Source organism: Kitasatospora sp. NPDC008050 (assembly GCF_042957465.1).
Lineage (GTDB): Bacteria > Actinomycetota > Actinomycetes > Streptomycetales > Streptomycetaceae > Kitasatospora.
In genome coordinates, this window is the sequence record NZ_JBIBIJ010000004.1 from 207,107 (window position 1) to 232,741 (window position 25,635).

Here is a 25,635-nt window from a genome sequence, read left to right on the forward strand (position 1 = left end):
GCTTCAGAATTTAACTCTAGGGGCATGATGTATGCGTACCTGATGACCTCACCCGGGCATATCGAGCGTGCCACGGTGCCGGACCCGGTCTGCCAGCCGGACGAGATCCTGATGAGCACCGAGGCCGTTTCCATCTGTTCGACCGACGTGTCCTACTTCCGCGGGCACCTCTTTCCGGAATCATGGCCGATCATTCCCGGACATGAGTACGTCGGCCGTGTTCTGGAGGTCGGACGCAAACTGCAGGGGTCCGTGGAGGTCGGCGACCGGGTCTGCTACTGGGGACAGACCGACTTCGGCGGAATGGCCGAGTACCGGGCGCTGCGCCCGATCTTCCCGGGCGCTCGGAACATGGAGACGACCTGGTACACCGAACGCAATTTCTATGACGCGGACCAGGCGGCGGCCGTCGTTCTGCCCGAATCCGTGCCGTCCGATCTGGCCACGATCATCGAGCCCCTCACCTCGGTGCTCCGCTCCCTGCTGCTCAACCCTCCCAAGCCCGGCGACACCTGCGTCGTCCTCGGCTGCGGCCCCAGCGCCCTCCTCGCCGTCCAGGTCCTCAGCCGGTACCTGGGGGTGGGCTCGATCATGGTGCTCGACCAGAACCAGGCCCGGCTCGACCTGGCCCGGGCCTACGGTGCGGGGCCGGCCTTCAACACGGACACCCAGTTCACCGCGCTGGACGAGTTCGTCCGTGAACACCACGACCAGTACGCCGACTACGTCTTCGACGCGCTGCCCCACATCGGGCCCGCGAAGCCGGGCGAGAAGGACATCCGCGAGCTGGCCATGGGGCTGCTGCGCCCGGGCGGCGAGTACGTCCTGTACGGCGCCACCGCGGTGCCCCAGCAGATCAACACCTGGATGATCCTGGCCAAGGGGCTGAAGCTGCGCGCCACCCCCTTCGACGTCCGCCTGTTCCCGATGACCCGGTCGGCCAACGTCTCCGGCGTCGCGCTGCGCCTCATCGAGACCGGCCTGGTCGACGCCCGTCCGCTGGTGACCGCCAGAGTCTCGATCCACGACGAGAGCGGCGTGCTGCGGGCGTTCACCGAGTACGGGCAGGGCGCGTCCATGAAGACCTCCATGCTCGCCCCGGAGATCCTCCTGGCCGCGGAGCCGCTCTCCGCCCGCAACCGCGCGGAAGCGGTGGGGATCGGGATATGACGGTTGCGGCGCCCCCGTTCGTCCGGGACGGGAAGACCCGCCTGGCCTACGGCGGACTCTCGGTCTACGCCTACGCCCTGTACGCGCTGGGTCCGCTGCTGCCCCTGCTGCGGCACGATTTCAGGCTGTCCTATTCGATGATGAGCGCGCATTCGACGGTGTTCGCCGCCGGGGCGATCCTCGCCAACGCGCTGATCGAGCGGCTGACCGGGGCGTTCGGGTACCGCAGGGTCTTCTGGACCTCGCTCGGCACGCTGGTGCTCGGTGCGGCGCTGCTCGCCGTGGGCCCCAGCGTGGCGGTCACGCTGAGCGCGGCGGCGGTGATGGGCGTGAGCGGCGCGCTGGTGCAGACCACGGTCCTCGCCGTCCTGGCGCAGCATCACGGCCCCCTGCGCGAGCGCGCCATCGTCGAGGCCAACGCGGGTGCCAGCGCGGCCGCCCTGGTGGCGCCGCTGGTGATCGGTGCCTGCCAGGCCGCCGGCGTCGGCTGGAGCCCGAGCATGCTGCTGCCGCTGGTGATCGCCGGCGGCCTGTACCTGACGCTCGGGCAGGAGACCCTGCGGCCCCGCCGGTCACCGACCGGCGAGGCCGCGCCGGCGGGCCGACTCCCGGCCGCCTACTGGCTGTTGGCGGCCCTGGCCGGAGTCGTCGTCGGCGCCGAGTTCTGCCTGGTCTTCTACGGTTCCCCGCAGCTGACCAGCAGCATCGGCCTCACCGACGGACAGGCCGCCACCGCGATGAGCCTCTTCTACGGCGGCGAACTGCTCGGGCGGCTCGCCGGCAGCCGGCTCTCCGCGACACGCGCCACCACCACCCAACTCGTGCTCGTCTCCCTGGCGGTCACCGTGGTGGGCTTCCTGCTGCTGTGGACGAGCGGGAGCACGGTGATCGCCCTCGCGGCGCTGCTGGTGACCGGGCTCGGCATCGCGAACCTGTTCCCGCTGACGCTGTCCCTCGCGGTGGCGGCCGCGCGGGGCAGGACCGACCAGGCCACCGCCCGGGTGCAGCTCATCGTCGCGGTGTCCATCATGCTGGCGCCGTTGATCCTCGGCACCCTCTCCGACCACTTCGGGGTCCGCCGCTCCTTCGCGGTCGAGGGCGTCCTGCTCACGGCGGCCGTCGTGCTGCTGCTCCTGGGCACCGCAGCCCGTCGCGGGCGTCCCGCGCGGGTCGAACTTCAGCTGGCATCAATGGATTTCACGGGGGATCAGTGAAGAACCACTCAGCTGTCTCCCGAGCGGCCGAGGCCGCCCGGGAGACGTTGGAACGAAACCATCGGTCGGGACACTCCACCGGAGCCGGCCTCCCGTACGACTGCACCTGCCCGTCCCCGGAGACCTATCCGTTCCAGTGGGCCTGGGACAGCAGCTATCACGCGATCTCGCTGCTGCACCTGGACACCCGCAGGGCCCGGGCCGAGATCAGCTCCCTGGTCTCGGCGGTGACACCCACGGGCTTCCTGCCCCACATGGTGCTCTGGCAGGACGACCTGCGCGCACAGGCGACAGCGGAGTTCCGGATCGACCTGTGGGAGGGGTGGCGATCCGTCACCATCGCTCCGCCCGTCCTGGCCAGAGCCGTGGAGCGGGTCTTCGAGGCGACCGGGGACACCGACTGGCTCGCCGAGGTCCTGCCGCCGGCCCTCGCCTTCTTCTCCTGGCTCGCGGAGCACCGGACGAGTCCGCAGACGGGCCTGCTGGAGATCTACCAGCCCGATGAGTCCGGGCTCGACATGAGCCCCAAATACGACCGTGCGCTGGGTATTCACGCGTCCGCGCCCGGCCGGATCGCCGACGACTGGCACCAGGCGATGCGTGGGCTGATCGGCTCCTACGCGCACGAGCGGACGCCGGAGAGCCGCCTGCGGGAGCACCGCACCTTCGTCTGGAACGACGTCCTGGTCAACAGCATCTACGCCGACGGGCTGCTGTCGCTGTCGCGCCTCGCGCGCGTCGCCGGGCTTCCTGGCGAGACCTCGCAGGCCCTCTCCGCACGGTCGCAGGCCATCACCGACGCGCTGCTGCGCCACTGCTGGGACGACGAGGCGGGCGCCTTCTTCGACCTGGACCTGGTGACCGGGAAGCGGGTCGACGTCCTCACGGCCAGCGCCCTCTTCCCCATCATCCTGGAGTCGGTGCCCGACTACCACGCCGAGCGCCTCATCAAGGAACACCTGCTCAACGAACGGGAGTTCTGGCACCGCTACCCGATCTCCAGCGTGGCCGCGACCGAACCCTCCTTCGACCCCGACTTCAGCACCCGGGCCATTTTCAGGGGCTCCAGCTGGCTGAACCTCAACTGGTACCTGCACGGGGGGCTGCGCGCCAGGGGCCACGAGGCCGCCGCCACCACACTGGCGCAACGGACCGTCGAGTTCGTGGCGCACGCCGGAACGCGTGAGTGCTACGGGCCGTACGACGCGGCCGGGCACGGCGCCCGGTCCTTCGGATGGAGCTCCCTGGTGCTCGACCTCATCCACGCCGAGAATCTCTGGGAGCAGACGTGATCAACTGGGGCTTTCTGGGCGCGGGATCGATCGCCACATCGAGCCTGGCGCCGGCGGTCCACGCCACCGCGCACGCCTCGCTGCACTCCGTGGCAGCCAGGGACGCGCAGCGCGCCGCCGCGCTGGGGCCGAAGAAGACCTACGCCGCCTACCAGGAGCTCCTCGGTGATCCCGAGGTGGATGTCGTCTACATCGCGCTGCACAACAGCGCCCATCGCGTCTGGGTCGAGGCAGCGCTCGCGGCCGGGAAGAACGTGGTCTGCGAGAAGCCGATCGCCCTGTCCACCGCGGAGATCGACTCGATGACGGCCGCGGCCGACGCCGCGGGGAAGCTCCTGGTGGAAGCCGCGTGGAACCGCTGGCACCCGAGGACCCGCGCCATGGAGGCCCTGATCGACCAGGGCGCCGTCGGTGAAGTCGGGCATGTCGCCGCCTACTTCGACGGGATCGCACCCGCTCCGGGGAACTACCGCCTCGACCCCGCGCAGGGCGGCGGAGCACTGTACGACGTCGGCTACTACGCCGTCTCCGCCACGCTCGCCGCGTTCGGCTGGCAGCAGCCGGCGGTGCGCGACGTGCGGCAGGAGCGCTGGAGCGCGCACTCCGCCGACCGCCTGACCTCCTTCGTCCTGGACTTCCCGGGCGGCGGTTCGGCGGACGTCTTCAGCGGGCTCACCGGCGACTGGCGGGAGACCCTGCGGATCGACGGGAGCACCGGCAGCATCCGACTCGTCGACCCCGCGTTCACGGCCGGTTCGCTGTCGTCGGTCCTTGAGGTCTCGGGGGATGCCGCAGCCGATTTCTCGCGCACCTACCAGGCCGTCGATCCCTACCAGCTGATGGTCGCGGAGGTGACCCGGGCGCTCCAGGACCGGGAGGCCTACCTCGTCCCACTCAGCCAGTCCCGGGCCATCGCCCAGGTCATCGACGCGGTGCGTGCCTACGCATAGCCCCCTCGCCCCCCGCCCCCTTCGCCCCTCACCCGCCTCCGGCCCGCGCCGGCCGACGAGAACCCGTCAGGCCAGCCGGTCCGGAAGCGGGGCGAGGGTGAAGTTGTCCCAGACGAAGGCGTCCATCTGGTGCTGGTCGCCGCTCAGGTTGACGACCCGGTCGACCTTTCCGTCGGCACGGAAGTGCCAGACCAGGGCCCACGTGGTGTCCACCTTGCCGACGCCCTCAGTCGTCCAGCCACGGTGAACGTCGACCACATACTCGTCGTTCGTCCCGAAGAAGATCGGCTCGGCCTTGAAGCCCGCCTTGCCCAACTGGTCGAAGAAGCTGCGGACCTCGGCGATACCGCGCTTCGTCCCCGAGAGCGGATGGCGGCCCGGGATCGTCCACTCGATGTCCTCGGCCAGCACGGTGCTCATGCCTTCGACGTCGCCGGCGGCGTAGGCGGTGAAGAACCGTTCGATCGCGTCGACCTTCGGATCCTTCGTGCTCATGGGGAGCCCCCTTCCTGATGGTTGATCATCGTACGCCGAGGCACGATCCCACACCGAGGCCGGACCGGGCCAGCGAATTGACGATCAGTCACCGACGATCGACGGCGCTCCACCGCATCGGCGTGCGCAGGCGAGGTCAGCTGTCCCGCCCGCCAAGGGCCTTGGCACGTTCGCATCGTCGGCACGGCAGTAGAGTGAGACGGTGACCTCTCTGCCCGAAGACCCGCAGGCACCGATCGGTGAGGACGACCGCGGCGCGGCCGTGGAGCGCCTGCAGCAGGCGTACGCCGAAGGACACATCTCGCACGAGGAGATGGACGGCGGCCTCCACCAGGTGCTCACCGCCGGGACTCGCGGCGCGCTCGTGTCGGCTCTGGCCTCGCTCCCGGCGCAGAACGCGGGCACCACGTCCACGATCGCCGTCGCCGCCGGACGGATCCAGCGGCGCGGCGTCTGGCGGGTGCCTCGCTTCCTCAAGGTCGAGTCCGCCTTCGGAAGGGTGCACCTGGACCTGTCCCGGGCGGTCATCGAGCATCCGGTCATCGACATCGAGCTGCAGCTCGGCACCGGCCGGGCCGTGATCACGGTGCCCCGCGACGCGATCGTCGACGTCGAGGAGCTGAGCACCGGATGGAAGGACTCGCGCTACAAGCCCCGGCGGCGCTCCCGCCCCAGCGGGCCGACGATCCGGATCTCCGGGACCATGGGCTTCGGCCGCCTGAAGATCCGTCACGCACGGCGCTGAGGCCCCAGCCGGTCCCGGCCGGCCCGGGCGGTGCCCCGGCAGGGGCTCCGTCCCCTCACCCGGCCGCGCAGAACTCGTTGCCCTCGGGGTCGAGCATGATCCACCAGTGGCCGGCCGGTCGCTCAGCGGGTCGGCGCGACCTCGCGGTCCAGGGTCTGCTTGATCACGCGGATCCCCTGGTCGACCATCTCGGCGATGGGCTCCGCGAGGCTGTGCGGTGCCACGTCGATGATCCAGACGAAGCGGCTGCGGCCCTCGGTGTCGCCGAGGACCTGCATGGACGCATGGTGGTGACGGGGCTCCAGGGAGCCGCCGACCACGGCGTAGGCGATGCGGCGGGCCTCGTCGTCGAGGTCGACGATCAGTTCGCGCACCGTGACCCCGCTCGCGAAGGTCACGATCCTGGTGTCGCCCTCGACGCGGGTGTCGGTGACGAACCCCGGCGCGAGGCGTAGGTGGACCTCACCGAAGTCCCGGATCGCGGCCCAGACGTTCTCGGGGGAGTCCTCGATCAGGACGTCGCGGTGGATGGATGCCATGGGGTGGTCTCCGTTCTCTGCGAGGGTGCTCAGTTCTCGGTGGTGTCGGCGGCGGTGAGGCAGAACGGGTGGCCCTCGGGGTCGGTGAGGACGATCCACTGGCCGTCGCCCGGCTGGAACTCGGGTCGGCAGGCGCCGAGGCCGAGCAGCTCCTCGGTCGCGCCGTGCAGGTCGGTGACGGTGAAGTCGAGGTGCGTGGACGCGGCGCTGTCGGGCCAGGCCGGCGCCTGGTGGCCCTCGACGCGGGCGAAGGCGAGCTGGACCGGGGTGCCGTCGCCGCCCAGCGAGGCGAAGGCCGGGTCGCTGGAGGTGATCTCCCAGCCGGTGGCCTTCTGGTAGAACGCGGCGAGCGCGGCCGGATCGGCGCAGTTGATGACGACGGTGCTGAGCTGCCGGAGAACAGGCATGCCGATGACTCCTGAATTGTCGGTAGGGGCAAGGCGCGAGAGGAACAGCCCCGCGCACTCCGTCAGCGTGCTCCTGGCGGCGGGCCCCCGTCTTGAACATCCTTGCGCGGCGGCCTGTCGGACCCACCGCGTAGCGTTCGACGGGTGCTCACCGTCGATCCCGTCGCCACCCGTCCCGAGTTCGACATCAGCGCGGTGGCGTGCCGCTCCGACCATGTCCGCTGGTCGGCACCGGAGGTCCGCGACGACCACCGCGTGGTGCTGGTGCGCCGAGGCCGGTTCCGCCGGATGGCCGCCGACGTGCCCGCCGACCTCGACGCGACGCTGGCCTACGTGGCGGCTCCCGGCGAGGAGGAGAGCTTCGCGCACCCCGCCGGCGGCGACGTCTGCACGGCGATCAGTGTGACGCCGACGCTGTGGCGCTCACTGGCCGGGGAGACCGCGGTGCAGGCCGCGCGCACCGTCTACGTCGACGCACCTCTGGACCTGGCCCACCGCCGCCTGCTCGCCGCTGCCCGGCTGGGGGACATCGACTACGCGCTCTGTGAGGAACTGCTGGCTCTCCTGTCCACCGCCATCGGCCGGACCACGACCGGCCGCACACCGGTCGGCGCAGCGAGCGCCCGACACGACCAGGACCTCGTGGCCGCCGCCCGCGAGGCGATCATCGAGGGAGACCCGGCCTCGGACACGCTGCTTTCCCTGGCGGAGCTGCTCGGCGTCTCTCCCTACCGGCTGAGCCGGGCGTTCCCGCGTGAGCTCGGTGTGTCGGTGACCCGCTACCGCCACCGGGTCCGGATCGGCAGGGCCGTCGACCGCCTGGCGGCCGGCGAGAAGAGTCTCAGTACCCTCGCCGCCGACCTCGGATACGCCGACCAGGCCCATCTGACCCGGACCATGCGCCAGTACCTGGGCCACACCCCGACGGCGGTGCGAGGGCTCGTGGCGTCGGTGGCGTCCGTGGGCTGCGCACCCTGACGGCATCCGTCCCAGAAACGGTGTGGCCTTTCACCCTCCTCGCGGCGCGACGAGCCCGGTCTCGTACGCCAGGACTACCGCCTGCGCCCGGTCGCGGAGGTTCAACTTGGCGAAGATCCGGGCCACGTGGGTCTTCACGGTCGACTCGCTCAGCGTCAGCCGCGCCGCCAGCTCGGTGTTGGACAGCCCGCGCCCGAGTAGCGCGAGCACCTCCGCCTCGCGCGGCGTCAGCGGGGCCAGGTCGCGGTGGAGCGCCGGGGTGTCGACGGCGGCGGACGGCCGCGGGGTGCCGCCCGCGAACCGATGAACCGCCCGGCCCTGCTGCTCGCGGACGAGCCCACCGGCGCGCTGGACAGCCGCTCGGGCGAGCAGGTGATGGACCTGCTGATCGACCTCAACCAGATCGGGCAGACCCTGCTGATCGTCACCCACGACCCCAACCTGGCCACCCGCTGCGCGAGCCGCCTGGTCGAGGTCGCGGACGGCAAGGTGGCCCGCGAGCGCAACCTGGAGCCGAGCTCATGACCGGTGCGGTGTGGCGGGCCTCGCGAGCGGCGGTCAAGCGGCGCAGGCTCCAGACGATCGTGATCGGCCTGGTGGTGTTCTGCTCCACGACGACCGTGCTGCTCGCCCTGGCGGTGATCAGCGCCGCCCGGGCCCCCTTCGACGATGCCTTCGGCACCCAGTCAGCGGCGCGGTTTCTGAAGGTGCAGCAGCGGCGGGTTTGCGGCAGGGCCCACTACAGCAGGCTGTCGCTCTCCTCCGCGATGACGTGCATCGCGGCCTCCTCCGCCGAGGCCGCGGCGCCGTCGATCCCCACGTCCTGGGCGAGCATGTGGTTGACGCCGACTTCCGGTGCGACCAGCCGCCCGGCCCGCAGGTCGCCCACCTCGCCGTCCAGCGCCTCACCGTCGGTGTCGGCGGCGTCACCGATACCGTCGGTGTCCTCGCCGGACGAGGGTTGCAGGGCGGGGTCGGGCAGCTCCTTGGCCAGGCGCTGGTCCAGCGACTCGCCGTCCACCTGCTCCTGGGCCGTCGTGCCGACCTGCTCGACGGCCAGCGGCCGTTCGGGCGGCGACCAGCCCTCGTCGTACGGATCGGCCTCGCGGGCGCTGAGCGTGTCCTCGGGGTCGAGAATGCCCGTGTCGTCGGTCACCTCGCTGCCATCGGGCTGGTACACGTCATCGCCCATGGCGCGGTCGTCCTCGCGTCCCACTGTGCATGCACTTCCTCGGGCGTCGGTCCGGATCCTGTTCTGCCTGCCTGTTCCCAGGCTGGAACACCTCACCCGTCCCGGCACGCCGAGAGCCGGGACGGGCGGTGCGGTGCGCGGAATTCGGCGCTCGCGGAGCGATTTGTCACCGAAGGTAGCCGGATGGCGACCGTACGGGGTGGGGTGGCGGGCCTCAGCGCCCCGCCAGCAGCTCGATGACCGGCGCGAAGGTGGTCATGTCGTGCTCCTGCACGCTGACGTAGGAGAAGCCGAAGCGCTCGCGGCGGGCCAGCAGCTCGGCCGCGATCTCCTCCGTGGTGCCGATCAGCCGGGTGGGGGCCTGCAGGATCTGCTCCACGCTGAGGTACGGGAGGCGGCGGCGGGCGGTCGTCGCGGCGGCGCGGCGGTCGTCGGTCACCAGGACGGTCTGGACGAAGACGTTGCGCTCCACCTCCGCGGCGCGCGGACCGGCGGCCGCGGTGAAGAACGCCACCCGCTCGTCCATCGCCTCGGCGTCGATCATCTGCACGGTGCCGCGCTTCGAACCGGCGGCCAGCACCGCGCCGCTGAACGAGACGATGTCCGCCTGCTCGGCGGCCAGCCGCAGCACCCGGTCGCCGTTGCCGCCGATCAGCAGCGGTGGCGTCTGGACGGGCCGGGTGAAGCCGATCGCGCGCGGCTCCGCCAGCAGGGCGCGCAGTGCGGTGGCGGTCTCGGCCAGCCGTCCGACCCGGCTGCCGGCGGTGCCCCAGTCCAGGCCGGTCAGCTCGAACTCGGTCCGCACGTAGCCGGTGCCGAGGCCGGCCTCCACCCGGCCCCCGGTGAGCTCGTGCGCGGTCAGCAGGTCGCGGGCCAGCAGCACCGGGTTCCAGAAGGCGCTGTTGAGTACGAAGGTGGTCAGGCGCACCCGCTCGGTGACGGCGGCCGCGGCCACCATGGCGAGGAGCGGGGACTGCACGCCGAGGTGGTCGGGGACGGCGATCACGTCGTATCCGAGGCGCTCGGCGGTGCGGCAGCTCTCCGACCACTGACTGCGCCCGCCCGAGGGGACCAGGTTGACGCCGAAGCGGAAGTTTCGCATGGGGGCTCAGCTCAATTCGGTGGTTTTGGTCGAGCCGGTGGTCCCGGTCGGGCCGGTGGTCCCGGTCGAGCCGGTGGTCCCGGTCGGGCCGGTGGTCCCGGTCGGGCCGGTGGTCCCGGTCGGGCCGGTGCTCTCGTCCGGGCCGGTGGTCGGGGCGAGGGCGAGGACCGGCTGGTCGGCCAGCTGTTGGAAGTGATTCAGCAGGCCGGCCACCTCTGCGGCCAACTGCCCCGCGGCGTCGGCCGCAAGGATGCCGCTGCGGTAGGCGAGAGTGCCCAGCAGTCCCTCCTCGCGCGCGCTGAAGGTCACGGTCAGCCCGAACTTGTTGCTCGTCTCGTCCTGCATGTCGTGATCGAGCGAGGTCAGCCGGGCCGCCCCGAGCGTGGCCGACCAGCCGGTGATGCTGACGTTGTTGAGCATGCAGTCGACGTACGGGGTACGGCCGGCGGAGCGGGCGGGGCGCAGCCGGCGGACCACCTCGTCGAAGGGCGCGCTCTGGTGCTCGAAGGCCTCGATCACGTTCTCGCGGGTCGCCCGCAGCAGCTCGGCGAGGGTGGTGTCGGCGGTGCAACGCGAGCGCAGGACAACGGTGTTGAGGCACGGGCCGAGCACCTCGTCGAAGGCGCCGCCCGCGCGGTTGGCCACCGGCACGCCGAAGGTGAGGTCGTGCTGCCCCGACCAGCGGTGCAGCGCCGCGGCCAGCGCGGTCGCCTTGACCATGAACTGCGATGCCTGCCAGTGCTGTTGTACCGGGAGCAGCCGCTCTGCCAGGTCGCTCGCCAGCGGCAGGGCGGTGCTGCCCGCAGGGAGGGTGGCAACCCCGCTCGGCCCGAGCGTGCTGGGGGCGCCTGCCAGTTGGCCGGCCCAGTACGCCAGGTCCGCCGTCGCCCGCGCCCGTCCGGCACCGACCTGCTGGGCGCGGACCAACTCCCGGTACTGGCGCCGCTTCGGGGGCTCCGCGGGCTGCGCCCGGTGCTCGCCCGCCTGCTGGTAGCAGTCCGCCAGTTCGCGCAACAGCAGCGGGACCGACTCGCCGTCGAGCACCAGATGGTGGATGCACAGGGCGAGCAGCCGCTCGCCGGAGGGCAGCGTGAACAGGCCTGCCGCCAGCAGCCGTCCGGCGGCCGGGTCGAAGCGGTCGGCGGCGCCATCGCACCACGCGCGCAGCCACTTTCGCTGCTCGGTGGCGGTCGTCGTGCTCGACTCCAGCTCATCGACCTCGGGTTCCCAGACGGGGCCGACCTCCTGGAAGAGCCGGCCGTCATGGTCGACGAAGCGGGTGCGCAGGATCTCGTGCCGGCTGACCAGCAGGGCGAGGGCGGCGCGCAGCCGCTGTGGGGCCAACTCCCCGTCCGCGCGCCAGGTGAGGGGGATGTGGTAGCGCGCGTGCGTCGGGTCCAGCCGCTGGGCCAGCCAGATGCCCTCCTGGAAGCCGGCGGCCGGGAACACCTCGCCCCACTCCTCACCCTCGCTGTCCGGGGCTTCCACCACGGTGGCCGCGGGCGTGGCACCGCGCTGCCGGTCGACGAGTTCGGCGATGTCGACGAGCCGGGGGTGGCTGAACAGCTCGCGGATCGAGATCTCCACGCCCAGGCGTTCGTTGATCCGGGCCAGCAGGGTGGCGGCGATCAGCGAGTGGCCGCCCAGTTCGAAGAACGAGTCCTCGGGCAGCAGGTCCGGCACCCGCAGCACCTCGGTCCAGATCGCGCCGACCTCCGCGACGGTCTCCGCCGCGACGGTGACCGTCGGGACCTGATCCGGATCAGCCGGTGCGGCGACTGCCAGGACGACGCCGGGCCGGCTGACGGCGGGCAGCAGGGCCACCGCCTCCGCCAGCATGCGGCCCGGTGTGGCCACCAGGTCGGCGACCACGGTCAGGTAGTCGCGGGCCAGCGCGTCGGTGGTGGCGTGGTCGACCGAGCCGTCCGAGTTCATCCAGTGCATCCGCAGGCCGGCGCTGCCCTCGGTCAGCAGCACGGTGAGACGGAAGTTGGTCACCGTCGTCGGGTCGAGCATCGAGACCGAGCAGCGGGTCCGGTCACCCACGAGTTCGAAGGCGCTGACGTCGAATCCGTCCTCGGCGAGGGTGTTCCAGTGCCGGAAGACGACCTGCCGGTTCTGCTCCCGGCGGGCCGGGCCCAGCAGATTCGCGCTGCGCAGGATGGCGGGCAGCGGCAGCGCGCCGTGGCGCAGGCTCGTGCGGATGGTCGCGCGCAGCTCGCGCAGCAGATCCGCGTAGCTGTCCCCGGGGCGGATGCGCTGCCGCAGCGGCAGCGTGTTGACGAAGTAGCCGACCCGCCCCTTCAACTCTTCCCCCGCGCGGCCGTGGTAGGGCGTGGAGACGATCAGGTCGGTGCTGCCGGTGTGGTGGTGCAGTGTCACGAAGAACGCGCCGAGCAGCACGGTGAAGGTCGATACCCCCAGCTCCACGGCCAGTTCACGCACCCGCTCGGTCAACTCCGGTGCGAGGGCGGCGGGCCACCGGTTGGCCTCCGCCGCGTCCTGCGCGCTGTTCGCCGCATCCGCCGAGCCCGTGGCATCCGGCAGCAACCGGGGTGCCGGCAGCTCGGCCAGCGCCTCGCGCCAGTACGACCGCAGCGGCTCGCCGCTCGCCCCGTCGGCCGCGGCCCGGGAGCGCCGGGCATGCTCGATCAGCGGCGCGAGGTCGTCCTGCGGCGCCAACTGCTCGCCCGCGTAGGCCCGGCGCAGCTCGTCCAGCAGGACGGTGACCGAGGCGCCGTCCAAGGTGATGTGGTGCACCGCGATCAGCAGCACCGTCCAGTCGGGCCCGGTCAGCAGCTCGACCCGGCTCAGCGGGCCGGCGGCGAGGTCGAACGGGACGCGGGACGCCGCCAGGGCCGCCGCGCGCGTGGTGTCCACCTCGCGCACGGTGACCGGCACGGTCTCCTCGGTGGTGCCGGACCAGTCCAGGCACATCATCCCTTCGGCGTCGCGTGTTACCCTGGCCCGCAACTCCGGGTGGCGTCGCATCAGTTGGGCGGCGGCCCGGCGCAGGCGGGGCAGTTCCAACTCACCGTCGACCACCAGGGCGAGCGAGATGGTGTGCTCCCAGACTGCGGGGGCTAGCTGCCAGGTCACCCACATCGCCTCCTGGTTGACCGACAGCGGGAGCTGGGTCGCCGGGATCGCCGGGGTCGGCACGGACTGGTCCATCGGGTCCTCCTGGGGGCCGTGGGTTAGCGCAGCTGCGCGGCGAGCGCGCGCTTGTCGGTCTTGCCGGAGGGGCTCAGCGGCAGCTCGGGCACGTGCACGAATCGTCCGGGCACCATGAAGGCGGGCAGTGCAGCCCGGGCGTGCTCGGTCAGCCGCTGGGCCAGGCCGGCGTCCGGCGCGCCGACGCCGTCGGGGGCGGTGTAGAACGCCACCAGCATCTTCTCGCCGACCCGGCTGGTGGTCGGCACCACCACCAGGTCGCCGATGCCGGGGGTGGCGCGCAGTGCCGTCTCGACCTCGCCGATCTCGATCCGGAAGCCGTTGACCTTCACCTGGTCGTCCGCGCGGCCGGCGTACTCCAAGGCGCCGTCGGCCCGGAGCGTGACCAGGTCGCCGCTGCGGTAGTAGCGGCGGGGCTCCTGGCCCGGCAGTGCGAGGACCGGGTAGCGCTCGGCGTCGAGCTCCGGTCGGTTCAGGTAGCCGATCGCCAACTGCGGTCCTGCCAAGTAGATTTCGCCGATCTCACCGGGCTCGGTGAGATCGCCTTCGGGCGTCAGGACGGCCAGCTCGAAGCCGTCCAGCGGCGGGCCGATGTTGAGGGCGGGGTCGGCGGATCCCGCGGGGGCGGGGGAGCCGATCGGCACGTCGATCTCGGCGGGCAGCAGCTGTCGGCCGGTGGCGAAGACGGTGGTCTCGGTGATCCCGTACACGTTGACGAACGCGGTGTTCGTGCCCAGGACCTGGCGCCACTCACGAATGGCGTCGATGTCCGCCACCTCGCCGCCGAAGATCACGTAGCGCAGCGCCTGGGCCGCCTTGGCGCCGGCGGTCGAGCCCGGTGCGGTGGCCGCCCGGGAGAGGTAACGGAAGGCCGAGGTGACCTGGTTGAGCACGGTCACCTGCTCGGCGGCGAGCAGGTCCAGCATCTCCTCGGGGGAGCGCGCCGCCTGGGCGGGGACCACCACGAGCTTGGCGCCGTGGGCAAGAGCGCCCCACAACTCCCCGACGGAGAAGTCGAAGCAGTAGGAGTGGAAGAGCGTCCACACGTCGCTGCTGTCGGTCTCCACCAGCTGGTCGAAGGCGTCCAGCAGGGCGGTCACGTTGGCGTGCGAAACCTCAACGCCCTTGGGGGTGCCGCTGGAACCCGAGGTGTAGATGACGTAGGCCGGCGCCTGCGGGGACACCTCGACCTCGTCAGCCCGCGGGGCGTCGTCCGCCCAGAGGTCCGGGTCGATCGTGACGACCCGCTTCGCCGCCGGGACGGTGGTGCCGCCGGCGGCCGGGTCCGCGTCGGTCAGCACCAGGTCGACCGAGGCGTCGTCGGCCATGTACTGCACCCGCTCGGCCGGGTAGGCCGGGTCGAGCGGCACGTAGGCGCAGCCCGCCTTCAAGGTGGCCAGGATCGCGACCACCACCGCGTTGCCGCGGGTCAGGTGCAGGCCGACCCGGGCGCCGGGGCCGGCCACCTCGCGCAGGATCACCGCCGCCAGCCTGGCGGCCCGCTCTTCGAGCTGACGATACGTCAACTCCTCGATGGTGTCGGAGACGGCCGGGGCGCCCGGCCGCAGCGCGGCTTGCTGGGCGAATATCTGGTGAAGGCAGAGTTCTGACTGCATGGAACTTTTCCCATTCCTCGTCGGGGCTGACAGCATCGGACCTGCCAGGGCTCAGCGCAGGCTGAGCGGACGCAGATCGGTCCAGATCTCCTTGATGTGGGCCAGGCACACGGCCTTGTCGCCCGTCACACCGATGCCCTCCCAGCCGGCCGGCAGCTCCCGGCCCTCGGGCCAGACGGAGTACTGCTCCTCGTGGTTGCGCACCACGAGGTACTGGCGGTCGTCGCCATCCTCGAACATGTCGTGTCCTTCTCGTACGGGGTCGATCGGGTGGGAACACCCGGTCCGGCCGGTCAGGCGTGCTGGAGCAGGTCCGCGGAGAGCCGGGTCAGCAGCTCGGCGGCGCTTGGGCCGGTGGGGAAGAAGTGGTCGCCGGGGAGCATGTGCAGGCTGAACTCGCCCGTGGTGTGGCTGCTCCAGAGGTCGAGTTCGCGCCTTGCGACGCTGTCGTCGTTCAGGCCGCCGAAGGCGCTGATCGGGATCGACAGCGCCGGGCGCTCCTGAAAGCGGTAGCTGAGGTCGAGTTCGAAGTCGGCTCGGATCGAGGGCAGCGCCAGCCGCAGCAGCTCGGGTTGTGCCAGTACCGCCTCGGGCGTGCCGCCGAGTTCGAGCATGACCTTGGTCAACTCCGCGTCCGGCCACAGGTGGTACGGCGGGGCCGCGCTGCCCAGCCGCGGGGCCCGGTGGGCGGCCACCGCCAGGGCGAGCGGGGCGTGGGTGGGTGAGTCGCGCAGCCGGTCGGCCAGTTCGAAGCCGATCACCGAGCCGAGGCTGTGCCCGAAGATCACCGTCGGCAGCGCGGGCTCGGCCAGCACCGCCTCGGCCAGCGCGTCGGCCAGCGGGTCCATCGCGGTGTACAGCGCCTCGCGCAGCCGGACCCCGCGACCGGGCAGCTGCACGGCACAGAGCTCCACCGCGGCCGGGAGCAACTCGCCCCAGGGGTGGTACATCGCGGCGGCGGAGCCGGCGCCGGGCAGGCAGAGCAGCCGCACCCGGGCCTCGGGGCGGGGTGGGAATCGCAGCAGCCAGCGGCTCTTCATCGGGGCGGCTCCTGTCGCAGTCGCTCCGCCAACTCCCCGATGGTGGGGTGGTGGAAGAGCTGGCTGACGCTGACGGTCAGCCCGGCCTCGCGGGCGCGATGGACTACCTGGATGCTCTTCAGCGAGTCGCCGCCGATCTCGAAGAAGTCCTCGTCCACGCCGGTCTGCGGACGTCCCAGCACCTGGCACCAGATGTCGGCCAGGGCCTGCTCCAACTCATCGCGCGGCTCGACCAGTTGATCGGTCCCGTGCTGGTCGGGCAGCGGCAGCGCGGCGCGGTCCACCTTGCCGCTGGAGTTGAGCGGGAAGCGGGGCAGCACGATCAGGTGGCCGGGGACCATGTAGCGCGGCAGCCGGCCGCGCAGCCGGTCGCGCAGGACCGCCGTGAACCCGTCGGTCTCCTCGGTCGCCCCGGCACCGGCTGCGGCGAGCACCAGGTAGGCGGTGAGCGCCGGTTCGCCGCCGGGGGTGGCGGCGGGCGTGGTGGTGACCAGTGCGTCCTGCACCTCGGCCTGGTCGCGCAGCACGTTCTCGATCTCGCCGGGCTCGATCCGGAAACCGCGGACCTTCAGCTGGTGGTCGTTGCGGCCCAGGAACTCGATGGTGGCATCCGCCCGCCAGCGCACCAGGTCGCCGGTGCGGTAGAGCCGGGCGCCGGGGTTCTTGCCGTAGGGGTGCGGCACGAAGCGGTCGGCGGTCAGCTCGGGCCGGCCCAGGTAGCCGCGGGCCAGCGCCACCCCGCCGAGGAACAGCTCGCCGGGCACGCCGACCGGAACCGGCCGCAACTGCCCGTCCAGCACGTACACTTCGACGCCCGCGATGGGCCGCCCGATCGGCACCCGGGCCTCGCGCACGGCGCCGGGGCCGGCCGGCGACGGCGGGCACTGCCACTCGGTGACCTCGATGGAGGCCTCGGTGGGTCCGTAGAAGTTGGTCAGCCGCACCGGCAGCCGGTCCAGGCAGCGCTGCGTCAGCTGGGCCGGCAGCGCCTGCCCGCTGCAGAAGACCCGCTGCAGCGACTTGCACCGCTCCAGGTCCGGCTCCTCCAGGAAGGCCTCCAGCATCGGCGGCACGAAGTGCACCGTGGTGACCGCCTCGCGCTCGATCAGGTCGACCAGGTAGCCGGGGTCGCGGTGCCCGCCCGGCGCGGCCATCACCAGCGTCGCACCGGCGGTCAGCGGCCAGAGCAGCTCCTGGACCGACACGTCGAAGGTGTACGGGGTCTTCTGCATCACCCGGTCGGCGGGCGTCAGGCGCTGGGAGTCCTGCAGGGCGTGGATCCGGTTGGCCAGCCCGCGGTGCGGCACGCCCACCGCCTTGGGCTCGCCGGTGGAGCCGGAGGTGTAGATGACGTACGCCAGGTCGTCCGGGGCGACGCGGGCAGCCTCGGGCGCCGTGGCGGGCCCGCTGAGGGTGTCGACCGCCAGCACCGGCACCCCCGCCTCGGCGAAGGCGCCGGCCAGCTCGGCGCAGGTCAGCACCTGGGTGGCACCCGACAGGCGTACCAGCTGGGCCAGCCGCCCGGCCGGGTCCTCGGTGGACAGCGGCAGGTAGGCGCCGCCGCCGCGCAGCACGGCCAGGATCGCGGGCACCAGCTCCGGCCCGCGCGGCAGGCAGAGCGCCACCACCTGGCCCGGGCGCGCGCCCTGCTCGGCCAGGTGGGCGGCGAACAGGTGGGCCCGCTCGGTCAGTTCGGCGTAGCTCAACTCGGCGCCCTCGAAGACGACCGCGACGCGCTCGGGCGTGGCCTCGGCCTGGCGCTCGATCAGCTCGTGCACCGGGAGGTCCCAGGGGTGCGGATCGGCGCTGCGGCTCCACTCCCGCAGGATCCGCTCGGCCTGTGCCGGGCTCAGCAGCGAGAGTTCGGCGGCCTTCGCCTCCGGCCGCTCCAGCGCGTCGTCCAGCAGGTTGCAGTACTGCTCGGCCATCCGTGCCACGCTCGGTGCGTCGAACAGCTCGGTGCGGTACCGGAAGGTCACCAGCGCGCCATCCCCGCGCGGGGTGATCTCCAACCAGAGGTCGGCGAAGGTGGTGGACGGCTGTACCGGCTGCACCTGCGCCTCGATGCCGGCCAGCTCCGGGAACGAGGCCGGCTGCTGGAGCGCGAACATGGTCTGGAACAGCGGGTCGTGGCTGGCCGTGCGGTCCAGCCGCAGCGCGGTCACCAGCTGCTCCAGCGGCACGCTCTGGTCGGCGATCGCGGCCAGCGTGGTGCGCCGGGCGCGCTGCAGCAGCTCGGCGAAGGTGGGGTCGCCGGTCAGGTCCAGCCGCAGCGGCAGGGTGTTGACGAACATGCCGATCAGCGGCTCGGTCGCGGAACTCGTGCGCCCGGCCGAGGGACTGCCGATCACCAGGTCCTGCGCGCCGGAGAGCCGGGAGAGCAGCAGGGCATAGGTGGTCAGCAGGGTCATGAACGCGGTGACCCGGTGCCGGCGCGAGGTGAGCAGGATGCGCTGCCACAACTCGGGCTGCAGGGTGAGCTGGTGGACCGCGCCTTCGTAGCCCTGGACGGCCGGGCGGGTGTAGGTGGTGGGCAGTTCGAGCACGGTCGGCGCCCCGGCCAGCCGCTCGCAGAGCCGGGCCAGTGCGCGCTGGGCCGGCTCGCCGAGCAGTTCGACCCGCTCGTGCTCGGCGTAGTCGCCGAACTGCATCGGCAGCGGGTCGAGTTGGGGGGTTTCACCGGCCCGGTAGGCCGCGTAGAGGGTGGACAGCTCCAGGTGGAAGCGGCCCATCGACCAGGCGTCGCCGATCGCGTGGTGGCAGATCACCGCCAGCACGTGGTCCTCGGTGTCCAGCCGCAGCAGGCTGGTGCGGATCAGCGGGCCGGTGGCGAGATCGAACTCGCGCAGGGCGTCCGTCCGGGCCAGGGCGCTGGCCTGCTCGCTCCGCTCGGCGGCCGGGATGCCGCTCAGGTCGGTTACGGGCAGGGGGAGTTGGAGATCGGCGGCGATCAGCTGGCGCGGCTCGCCGGCCTCGGCCGCGAAGGTGGTGCGCAGGATCTCGTGCCGGTCCACCAGGTGCTGGAGCGAGCGGTGCAGCGCGGCGGTGTCCAGCGGGCCGCGCAGGCGCAGCGCCGAGACCAGGTTGTAGGCGGCGTTGCCGCCGGTGAAGTGGTCCAGGAACCAGAGCCGGCGCTGGGCGAGGGAGGTCGGCGCGGTCCGGGCCGGCGAGGGCCCGGTGCCCGGCAGGGCGCTGCCGGTCAGGTCGGTGTCGATCAGCTCGGTGTCGGTCACGTCGGTGTCGGTCACGAGGTCCCCCGGCTGTCGTCGGAGGCCTCGGTGGCCCGCAGTGTGGTGAGCAACTCCTGGACCACGACCGCGAATTCGGCGACCGTGGGCGCGTCGAAGATCGCCTCCAGCGGCGGTGCGACCCCGAAGTCGTCCTCGACCAGCGAGAACAGCTGCACGGCGGTGAGCGAGTCGCCGCCCAGCTCGAAGAAGTCGCGCTCCGCCAGGTCCTCGGTCTCGCCCAGCACCTTGGCGAAGAGCACCGCGAGCCGCTCCTCGATCGACGCGCTGTCGTCCACGCCCTCGGCCGGGTGCGCCGCCGAGCCGGCGGCAGCGACAGGAGAGACGGTCGTGGCAGCAGTGGCAGCAGTGGCAGCAGTGGCAGCAGTGGCGGCCGACGCGTCCGTGGCCGGTGCGGCGAACGGCTCGGGCTGGATCAGGTGGTGCCGGCGCTCGAACGGGTAGCTGGGCAGTGGCACCCGGTGGGGGCGCGCGGCCTCGTGCAGACGGGCCCAGTCGACCGGGCTGCCGTCCTGCCAGAGCTGACCCAACTCGCCGAGCAGGACGATGCGTTCGGCTGCGGGGAGCTCCTGCGCCAGCCGGTCGAGCAGCTCGTCCGGCGTGGCGACCCTGGTGGCCCCACCAGTCCCACCAGTCCCACCAGCCCCACCAGCCCCAGCGGCCCCGGCGGCCTCCGCGATGGCCGACAGCGCCGCGATCGCCTCGGCGTGGTCGGCGCAGACGACGTGGCGGCGGTGCGCGAAGGCGCGCCGGCCGCTCTGCAGTGTCCAGGCGACGTCCGCCAGCGGCAGCTCGGGGTGCCGCTCCAGGTGCCGGGCCAGCCGCTCGGCCATCGCGGCCAGCGCGGCCGGGGTCCGGGCGGAGAGCGCCAGCAGCTGGGCACCCTCGTCCCGCCCGGCCCGCTCCGCCCCGCGCGGCGCCTCCTCCAGCACCACGTGCGCATTGGTGCCGCCGATGCCGAAGGAGCTGACGCCGGCCCGGCGCGGCTGCCCGGCCGAATCCCACGCGCGGTGCTCGGTGTTCACCGTGAAGGGGGTCTCGGCGAAGTCGATCACCGGGTTGGGGCCCTCGAAGTGCAGGGTGGCGGGGATCGCCCGGTGCTCCAGCGCCAGCGCGGTCTTGATCAGCCCGGCCACGCCGGCGGCGGTGTCGGTGTGGCCGATGTTGGTCTTCGCCGAGCCCAGCAGCACGGAGCCGGCCGGCACCTCCTCCTCGGCGCGGAAGGCCTGGGTCAGCGCGGAGACCTCGATCGGGTCGCCCACCGGGGTCCCGGTGCCGTGTGCCTCGACGTAGGAGATCGAGGCGGCGCTCACCTCGGCCGCCGCGTGCGCGAGGCGGATCACCTCGGTCTGGCCGTGCACGCCGGGCGCGGTGAAGCCGGCCCGCTCGTGCCCGTCGTTGTTGACCGCGGAGCCGCGGATCACGGCGTGCACGTGGTCGCCGTCGTCCAGCGCGTCCTGCAGGCGGCGCAGCACCACCACGCCCGCTCCGTCGCCGCCCACGATGCCCTTGGCGCCTGCGGAGAAGGTGCGGCAGCGGCCGTCGGGCGACATCGTGCCGCCCTCCAGGTAGCGGTAGCCGGAGCGCGGCAGCCGCAGCGTGATCCCGCCGGCCAGCGCCATGTCGCAGTCGCCGGCCAGCAGCGCCCGGCCGGCCTCGTGGACGGCGACCAGCGAGGACGAACAGGCCGTCAGCACCGCCATGCTGGGCCCGGTCAGGCCGAGCTTGTAGGAGATGCGGGTGGCCAGGTGCTCGGGCTCGTTGGAGATGGTCAGCGTCAGGGCGTCGACGCCGGGGAACCGCTCGGCCTGGGCCTGGGTCAGCGCGGCGTAGCCGTTGCGGCCGGTGCCGGCGTAGACGCCCACCGTGCCGGGCGTGGCGCGCGGGTCGTAGCCCGCCCGCTCCAGGGCCTCCCAGGCGCACTCCAGGAACATCTGGTGCTGCGGGTTGAGCAGGGTGGCGTCGCGGCTGGAGAACTGGAAGAAGTCCGCGTCGAACTCGCCGATGCCGTCCACGATGCCGTGCATCGGCACGTAGCGCGGGTCGTCCAGCGCCGCCGGGTCGTGGCCCCAGGCGCGCAGCTCCTCGGCGGAGAAGGCGCGCACCGAGTCCACCCCGGCCGTCAGGTTCGCCCAGTACTCCTCGGGCGTCGTGGCGCCGGGGAACCGGCACGCCATGCCCACGATGGCGATGTGCGTGTCGTTCTCGGCGGCGTGGTCGTCACTGCCGTGGTCGTCACTGCCGTGGTCGTCACTGCCGTAGTCCTCGCCGGTCATCAGTTCTTGTCCTTCGGGGTGCTGTCGGCGAGCTGCGAAGTCTCGTCGGGGGTGCGGGCAGGGGAGGGGCGCCGGTTCTGGGCGCGCAGCGACTTCAGTCGGGAGCTGCCGCGCCGCAGGCGGTCGGCGGCGGGTGCGGCGGGTGCGGCGGGTGCGGCGGGTGCGGCGGCGGGGTCGGTGGCCGTCGGGGCCGCGCTGCCGGTCGCGGCGGCGGGTGGGGCGGCGGGGTCGGCGGGCCGGGTGTCGAGCCGGCGGGCCAGGGCGGCGATGGTGGGGTGCTCGAAGACCGTGAGAATGCTCAGCTCCCGGTCCAACTCCCCGGCCAGCGCCTCGCGGACGGTGGCCAGCAGCAGCGAGTGGCCGCCGATGTCGAAGAAGTTGTCCTGGGTGCCGAAGTTCTCGTGCCCCAGCGCCTTCGCCCAGACGGCGGCGATCCGCTGCTCCAGCGGGGTGCGCGCGGCGCCCTGCGGTGCGGCCCGGCCGGCCAGCGGCGCCGCCTGCCAGGCCAGCGCGGCGCGGTCGACCTTGCCGTTGGTGGTCAGCGGCAGCGCGTCCAGCACCTGGTAGTCGTGCGGGCGCATGTAGCCCGGGAGTTGGCGGCCGACCTGCTCGTGCAGCTCGGCCCGGTCGGGCGGGCTCGCGGGGTCGGCGAGCACCAGGTAGGCGGTGAGGGCCGGTTCGGCAGGGCCGTCGTGTCCTTCCGGTTCGCCGTGTCCTGCCGGATCCGCCTCGGCCAGCGCGACGATGGCGTCCCGCACGCCGGGGTGGGCGCGCAGGATGTTCTCGATCTCGCCGGCCTCGATCCGGAAACCGCGGATCTTCAGCTGCTGGTCGTTGCGGCCCAGGAAGTCGATGGTGCCGTCGGCCCGCCGGCGCACCAGGTCGCCGGTGCGGTAGAGGCGGGCGCCGGGGGTGCTGCTGAACGGGTGCGGGACGAAGCGGTCGGCGGTCAGCTCGGGCCGGCCCAGGTAGCCGCGGGCCAGTGCCACCCCGCCCAGGTACAGCTCGCCCGGCAGCCCGATCGGCACCGGGCCCAGCTCCCCGTCCAGCACGAAGGCCTCGACGCCCGCGATCGGCCGGCCGATGTCCGGCAGGGCGCCGCGGCCATGCGTGTCGGGCGCCACCGGGCCGGAGGTGGCGACCACCGTGCCCTCGGTCGGGCCGTAGTTGTTGACCAGCTGGAACGGCAGCTCCCGGTCCCCGATGCCGCGCAGGCGGTCGCCGCCGGTCAGTACCGAGCGCGGCGCGCCGCCGGCCGGCCAGGGCGCGGCGGCCATCCGCTCGATCAGCGGAGTGGGGACGAAGCAGCTGGTCACCTCGCGGTCGACCAGCCAGTCGGTCAGCTCGCGCGGGGACAGCACGGTTGCGGCGTCCGGCACTTCGAGGGTGGCACCGGCGGCCAGCGCGGGCCAGATCTCCCAGACCGAGGCGTCGAAGCCCGGAGCGGCGATCAGCGTGCTGCGGTCGCCCGCGGTCAGGCCGAAGGTGCGGTGGTGCCAGGCGACCAGGTTGGCCAGCGCCCGGTGCTCGATCATCACGCCCTTGGGCAGGCCGGTCGAGCCGGAGGTGTAGATCACGTAGGCGAGGTCGGTGAGCTGGGCGCGCTCGGTCGCTGCGGGGGCCCCGGCGGCAGGGACGTCGTCGGCAGGGACGTCGTCGGCCGTGGCCTCGGCGAGCGTGAGCACCGTCAGGGTTTCGGGCAGTGCGGGGTCCGGACCATCCGTCAGGACCAGCAGCGGGCGTGCCTCGGTCAGCACCGCGGCCAGCCGGCCCGGCGGGTTGGCCGGGTCCAGCGGCAGATAGGCGGCGCCGCTCTTCAGCACACCGAGCACGGCGACGACCAGCTCCGGGCCGCGCGGCAGGCAGGTCGCCACCAGGGCGCCGGGGCGGGCGCCCGCCGCGCGCAGCCGGGCCGCCACCAGCCCGGCCTGCCGGTCGAGTTCGGCGTAGCTCAGCGAGCGGTCGGCGGTACGCACCGCGATGGCCTCGGGCCGCTCGCGGGCCTGACGTTCCACCAGGTGGTCCACGCACGCGGCGCCGGGCACCGGTGGCGTTTCGGCGCCGGCCAGCACGGTGCGCTCCTCCTGGACGCCCAGCAGCGGCAGCCGGGCCAGCGGCGCGTCCGGCGCGGCCAGCGCCGCGGTCAGCAGGCGCTGGAACCGCTCGGCCAGCAGCCGCGCGGTGCCCGCCTCGTACAGGTCGCTCTGGTAGCTCACATAGCCGCTGGCCTGCTCCGGTCCGAGGGCCACCTGCAGGGTCAGCTCGAACTTGGCGGTGCTGATCCCGATCGGCACCGGGCTCGCGGTCAGGCCGCGCGGCCCGGCCCCGGCCGCGGCGGCGCTCTCCAAGGAGAAGGCGTTCTGGAAGATCGGGTGCCGCGAGGTGGTCCGCTCGGGCTGGAGCTCCTCCACCACCTGCTGGAAGGGCAGGTCCTGGTACTCGTGACCGGCCAGGAAGGTGTCGCGGACCTGGGGCAGCAGCTCGGCGAAGGTCATCCCCGGGCGCAGTCGCACCCGCAGCGGCAGCACGTTGACGAAGAGTCCGACGATCCTTTCGGTCTCCAGCCTGGTGCGGCCGCTGACCGGCACGCCGATCACCACCTCCTCGGTGGCGGCCAGCCGGGCCAGCAGCACGGCGTACGCGCTGAGCAGCACGGTGAACTTGGTGACCCGGTACCGGGTGGCCAGGGTCTGCAGCTGCTGGGCGAGTTGCGGGGAGAAGTGGAAGCGGGAGGAGGCGCCGGCGCCGCTGGGCACCGGCGGGTGCGGCCAGTCGGTCGGCATCGAGAGCTGCTCGGGTGCACCGTCCAACTGCCGTCGCCAGTAGGCCATGGCCTCGGCGCGGCGCGGTCCGGCCAGCATCTGTCGCTCGTCGGCGGCGTAGTCCCGGTAGTCGTAGGCGTCGGCGTCCGGCCCTTGGGTGGTCGGCGCGGCGACGGACTCGGCGGCACCGTCGAGCGCGGCGACGGACTCGGGGGCACCGTCGAGCGCGGCGGCGTACTCGGCGTTCAGGTCGCGCTGCAGGATGCCGATCGACCAGCCGTCGACCACGATGTGGTGGAAGGCGAGCACCAGCACGTGCTCCTCGGCCGCGAGCCTGATCAGCCCGGCCCGGAAGAGCGGGCCGCTCACCAGGTCGAAGGTTCTCAGGGCCAGCCGGTCCACCGCCTCGGCCAGCGCGCGCTCGCGGGCGGCGGCGGGCAGGTCGGTGAGGTCGGTGACCGGCAGCTCCACGGTCGGCCGCGGCGCGATCCGCAGCATCGGCACGCCGTCCACCAGCGGGAAGGTGGCACGCAGCAGGCTGTGCCGCTCGGCCAGCCGTGCCACCGCCCGGGTCATGGCGGGCAGGTCGAGCGGGCCGCGCAGCCGGGTGGCCTGTGGCACGTTGTACTCGCTGCTGTCCGGGCGCAGTTGCCAGAAGAACCAGAGCCGCTGCTGGGCCGAGGAGAGCGGCGAGAGCGACTCCCGCGCGTCACCGGTCACCGGTGGGCCGCCTCGGCGCGCAGGGTCGCCGTGTAGCCCGTGAGCCCGGCGATGGTGGGGTGGTCGAAGAAGGCCACCAGCGGTATCTCCACCTGGAGCGTGCGGCGGGCCCGGGAGATCACCTGCGAGGCGGTCAGCGAATGGCCGCCCAGCTCGAAGAAGTTGTCGTCGGCGCTCAGGCCGTCGAGGCGCAGCACGTCCTGCCAGATGAGGGTCAGCGCGCTTTGCAGTTCGTCCAGCGAACCAACGCCTTCCGGTGTTTCCTGCACCTGCTGTGCGGTGTTGTCCGTCGATTGCCCATGGAGGGTCATGACCGCAGGCGTCCTCTCTGTCCGAAGCGTTGTGGGAAGGGGGTCAATTCGGGCCTGCTGCAAAGACCTTCACGCAGTCTGCGGGGCCTGGCACTGATCCAAAGATTCCCGGCACGGCAGACGGAACGCAACCCGTCCCACCCCTTGGGGCGCGGACGGTCGCACTTAGGGGCAGCGGAATTCCAAATTCCGTTCTTTCCCGGCCGCGATCACGGAGAGGTATCGGCGGCGTTGGCCCGATAGGTGTCCGGACTGTGTGGGATGCCTCTTCGGGCAGTTCGGGTGCGCCTCATGGTGCAGGCCGCCCTGATGCCCCTTCGGGCAGTTCGCGGACGCCCGACAGGGCCGAGATCCAGCCACTCGGCCCGGGGGTCCGATGCTGCGGGACAGGGGCGTTCGAGCCG

At 72.6% G+C, this 25,635-nt stretch carries 20 protein-coding genes and 1 pseudogene; 7 read left to right on the forward strand and 14 right to left on the reverse strand.

The features are described 5' to 3' along the window. Nucleotides 1-24: 24 nt before the first annotated feature. Genes ACFZB9_RS10145 through ACFZB9_RS10160 form a run of 4 tightly spaced genes read left to right on the forward strand, consistent with a single transcriptional unit; the run spans nucleotide 25 to nucleotide 4,626 of the window. Nucleotides 25-1,170 (forward strand): zinc-binding dehydrogenase, encoded by a 1,146-nt coding sequence (locus ACFZB9_RS10145; protein ID WP_391445492.1) that lies wholly within the window; start codon nucleotides 25-27, stop codon nucleotides 1,168-1,170. Then, nucleotides 1,167-2,384, forward strand: coding sequence for an MFS transporter (locus tag ACFZB9_RS10150; RefSeq protein ID WP_391445494.1), 1,218 nt, complete (start codon nucleotides 1,167-1,169; stop codon nucleotides 2,382-2,384). Before ACFZB9_RS10145 ends, ACFZB9_RS10150 begins: the two co-directional genes overlap by 4 nt. Before the next feature lie 47 nt (nucleotides 2,385-2,431). Then, the gene (locus ACFZB9_RS10155) at nucleotides 2,432-3,676 is read left to right on the forward strand and encodes a trehalase family glycosidase (protein ID WP_391445496.1); all 1,245 of its coding nucleotides are present in this window, start codon (nucleotides 2,432-2,434) and stop codon (nucleotides 3,674-3,676) included. Continuing rightward, nucleotides 3,673-4,626 carry a Gfo/Idh/MocA family protein gene (locus ACFZB9_RS10160; RefSeq protein WP_391445498.1) on the forward strand — a complete coding sequence of 318 codons (954 nt, stop codon included), beginning with the start codon at nucleotides 3,673-3,675 and terminating at the stop codon, nucleotides 4,624-4,626. The genes ACFZB9_RS10155 and ACFZB9_RS10160 overlap by 4 nt, the downstream gene beginning before the upstream one ends. Before the next feature lie 66 nt (nucleotides 4,627-4,692). Here ACFZB9_RS10160 and ACFZB9_RS10165 read toward each other — a convergent pair whose 3' ends face one another. Continuing rightward, complete coding sequence (locus ACFZB9_RS10165) at nucleotides 4,693-5,121, reverse strand: nuclear transport factor 2 family protein (protein ID WP_391445499.1); 429 nt, start codon at nucleotides 5,119-5,121, stop codon at nucleotides 4,693-4,695. Between the two features lie 202 nt (nucleotides 5,122-5,323). On the opposite strand from ACFZB9_RS10165, the gene ACFZB9_RS10170 reads away from it, so the two are divergent. Further along, entirely contained in the window at nucleotides 5,324-5,866 is a 543-nt protein-coding gene (locus tag ACFZB9_RS10170) for a DUF1707 domain-containing protein (RefSeq protein WP_391445501.1), read from the forward strand. Between the two features lie 122 nt (nucleotides 5,867-5,988). Here the strand turns inward: ACFZB9_RS10170 and ACFZB9_RS10175 are convergent, their stop codons facing one another. Both ACFZB9_RS10175 and ACFZB9_RS10180 read right to left on the reverse strand, forming a co-directional pair. Beyond that, nucleotides 5,989-6,405, reverse strand: a complete 417-nt coding sequence (locus tag ACFZB9_RS10175; RefSeq protein ID WP_391445503.1) for an SRPBCC family protein — start codon at nucleotides 6,403-6,405, stop codon at nucleotides 5,989-5,991. A gap of 29 nt (nucleotides 6,406-6,434) precedes the next feature. Next, entirely contained in the window at nucleotides 6,435-6,812 is a 378-nt protein-coding gene (locus ACFZB9_RS10180; RefSeq protein WP_391445505.1) for a VOC family protein, read from the reverse strand. Between the two features lie 144 nt (nucleotides 6,813-6,956). Between ACFZB9_RS10180 and ACFZB9_RS10185 the strand changes: the two genes are divergently transcribed. Next, entirely contained in the window at nucleotides 6,957-7,790 is an 834-nt protein-coding gene (locus ACFZB9_RS10185; protein ID WP_391445508.1) for a helix-turn-helix domain-containing protein, read from the forward strand. A 30-nt stretch (nucleotides 7,791-7,820) separates the two neighbouring features. Here the strand turns inward: ACFZB9_RS10185 and ACFZB9_RS10190 are convergent. Continuing rightward, nucleotides 7,821-8,180, reverse strand: a pseudogene (locus ACFZB9_RS10190) (response regulator transcription factor); the annotation flags it as partial. On the opposite strand from ACFZB9_RS10190, the gene ACFZB9_RS10195 reads away from it, so the two are divergent. Continuing rightward, nucleotides 8,094-8,315, forward strand: a complete 222-nt coding sequence (locus ACFZB9_RS10195) for a hypothetical protein (RefSeq protein WP_391445935.1) — start codon at nucleotides 8,094-8,096, stop codon at nucleotides 8,313-8,315. The pseudogene ACFZB9_RS10190 and the gene ACFZB9_RS10195 sit on opposite strands and share 87 nt — an antisense overlap. Nucleotides 8,316-8,529: 214 nt before the next feature. On the opposite strand, the gene ACFZB9_RS10200 is transcribed toward ACFZB9_RS10195, so the two are convergent. The 10 genes from ACFZB9_RS10200 to ACFZB9_RS10245 all read right to left on the reverse strand — a co-directional run bounded on the left by ACFZB9_RS10200 (nucleotide 8,530) and on the right by ACFZB9_RS10245 (nucleotide 25,231). Then, complete coding sequence (locus tag ACFZB9_RS10200) at nucleotides 8,530-8,982, reverse strand: DUF5709 domain-containing protein (RefSeq protein ID WP_391445510.1); 453 nt, start codon at nucleotides 8,980-8,982, stop codon at nucleotides 8,530-8,532. 214 nt (nucleotides 8,983-9,196) lie between these two features. Then, the gene (locus ACFZB9_RS10205) at nucleotides 9,197-10,084 is read right to left on the reverse strand and encodes a TIGR03621 family F420-dependent LLM class oxidoreductase (RefSeq protein WP_391445512.1); all 888 of its coding nucleotides are present in this window, start codon (nucleotides 10,082-10,084) and stop codon (nucleotides 9,197-9,199) included. Between the two features lie 6 nt (nucleotides 10,085-10,090). Next, nucleotides 10,091-13,258 carry a condensation domain-containing protein gene (locus ACFZB9_RS10210; RefSeq protein ID WP_391445514.1) on the reverse strand — a complete coding sequence of 1,056 codons (3,168 nt, stop codon included), beginning with the start codon at nucleotides 13,256-13,258 and terminating at the stop codon, nucleotides 10,091-10,093. Nucleotides 13,259-13,281: 23 nt separating this feature from the next. Further along, the gene (locus ACFZB9_RS10215; protein WP_391445515.1) at nucleotides 13,282-14,874 is read right to left on the reverse strand and encodes an amino acid adenylation domain-containing protein; all 1,593 of its coding nucleotides are present in this window, start codon (nucleotides 14,872-14,874) and stop codon (nucleotides 13,282-13,284) included. Nucleotides 14,875-14,925: 51 nt separating this feature from the next. After that, on the reverse strand, nucleotides 14,926-15,114 hold the full coding sequence (locus ACFZB9_RS10220) for an MbtH family protein (RefSeq protein WP_391445517.1): 189 nt from the start codon (nucleotides 15,112-15,114) through the stop codon (nucleotides 14,926-14,928). A gap of 53 nt (nucleotides 15,115-15,167) precedes the next feature. Further along, on the reverse strand, nucleotides 15,168-15,914 hold the full coding sequence (locus tag ACFZB9_RS10225) for a thioesterase II family protein (RefSeq protein ID WP_391445518.1): 747 nt from the start codon (nucleotides 15,912-15,914) through the stop codon (nucleotides 15,168-15,170). After that, a complete protein-coding gene (locus tag ACFZB9_RS10230) occupies nucleotides 15,911-19,162 on the reverse strand; it encodes an amino acid adenylation domain-containing protein (RefSeq protein WP_391445520.1) in 3,252 nt (1,083 codons plus the stop codon). Before ACFZB9_RS10230 ends, ACFZB9_RS10225 begins: the two co-directional genes overlap by 4 nt. Further along, on the reverse strand, nucleotides 19,159-21,438 hold the full coding sequence (locus ACFZB9_RS10235) for a beta-ketoacyl synthase N-terminal-like domain-containing protein (RefSeq protein WP_391445522.1): 2,280 nt from the start codon (nucleotides 21,436-21,438) through the stop codon (nucleotides 19,159-19,161). Before ACFZB9_RS10235 ends, ACFZB9_RS10230 begins: the two co-directional genes overlap by 4 nt. Next, nucleotides 21,438-24,920 carry an amino acid adenylation domain-containing protein gene (locus tag ACFZB9_RS10240; protein ID WP_391445524.1) on the reverse strand — a complete coding sequence of 1,161 codons (3,483 nt, stop codon included), beginning with the start codon at nucleotides 24,918-24,920 and terminating at the stop codon, nucleotides 21,438-21,440. Before ACFZB9_RS10240 ends, ACFZB9_RS10235 begins: the two co-directional genes overlap by 1 nt. Then, nucleotides 24,917-25,231: a phosphopantetheine-binding protein gene (locus ACFZB9_RS10245; RefSeq protein ID WP_391445526.1), complete on the reverse strand. Its 315-nt coding sequence runs from the start codon at nucleotides 25,229-25,231 to the stop codon at nucleotides 24,917-24,919. The genes ACFZB9_RS10240 and ACFZB9_RS10245 overlap by 4 nt, the downstream gene beginning before the upstream one ends. Nucleotides 25,232-25,635 lie beyond the last annotated feature (404 nt).

What these genes read in the sequence shown, in the direction of transcription:
- ACFZB9_RS10210 (WP_391445514.1), bottom strand. Translation starts at nt 13,258, where the DNA reads ATGGACCAGTCCGTGCCGACCCCGGCGATCCCGGCGACCCAGCTCCCG.
- ACFZB9_RS10150 (WP_391445494.1), top strand. Translation starts at nt 1,167, where the DNA reads ATGACGGTTGCGGCGCCCCCGTTCGTCCGGGACGGGAAGACCCGCCTG.
- ACFZB9_RS10245 (WP_391445526.1), bottom strand. Translation starts at nt 25,231, where the DNA reads ATGACCCTCCATGGGCAATCGACGGACAACACCGCACAGCAGGTGCAG.
- ACFZB9_RS10165 (WP_391445499.1), bottom strand. Translation starts at nt 5,121, where the DNA reads ATGAGCACGAAGGATCCGAAGGTCGACGCGATCGAACGGTTCTTCACC.
- ACFZB9_RS10205 (WP_391445512.1), bottom strand. Translation starts at nt 10,084, where the DNA reads ATGCGAAACTTCCGCTTCGGCGTCAACCTGGTCCCCTCGGGCGGGCGC.
- ACFZB9_RS10145 (WP_391445492.1), top strand. Translation starts at nt 25, where the DNA reads ATGATGTATGCGTACCTGATGACCTCACCCGGGCATATCGAGCGTGCC.
- ACFZB9_RS10175 (WP_391445503.1), bottom strand. Translation starts at nt 6,405, where the DNA reads ATGGCATCCATCCACCGCGACGTCCTGATCGAGGACTCCCCCGAGAAC.
- ACFZB9_RS10215 (WP_391445515.1), bottom strand. Translation starts at nt 14,874, where the DNA reads ATGCAGTCAGAACTCTGCCTTCACCAGATATTCGCCCAGCAAGCCGCG.
- ACFZB9_RS10180 (WP_391445505.1), bottom strand. Translation starts at nt 6,812, where the DNA reads ATGCCTGTTCTCCGGCAGCTCAGCACCGTCGTCATCAACTGCGCCGAT.
- ACFZB9_RS10235 (WP_391445522.1), bottom strand. Translation starts at nt 21,438, where the DNA reads ATGACCGGCGAGGACTACGGCAGTGACGACCACGGCAGTGACGACCAC.
- ACFZB9_RS10200 (WP_391445510.1), bottom strand. Translation starts at nt 8,982, where the DNA reads ATGGGCGATGACGTGTACCAGCCCGATGGCAGCGAGGTGACCGACGAC.
- ACFZB9_RS10195 (WP_391445935.1), top strand. Translation starts at nt 8,094, where the DNA reads ATGAACCGCCCGGCCCTGCTGCTCGCGGACGAGCCCACCGGCGCGCTG.
- ACFZB9_RS10225 (WP_391445518.1), bottom strand. Translation starts at nt 15,914, where the DNA reads ATGAAGAGCCGCTGGCTGCTGCGATTCCCACCCCGCCCCGAGGCCCGG.
- ACFZB9_RS10220 (WP_391445517.1), bottom strand. Translation starts at nt 15,114, where the DNA reads ATGTTCGAGGATGGCGACGACCGCCAGTACCTCGTGGTGCGCAACCAC.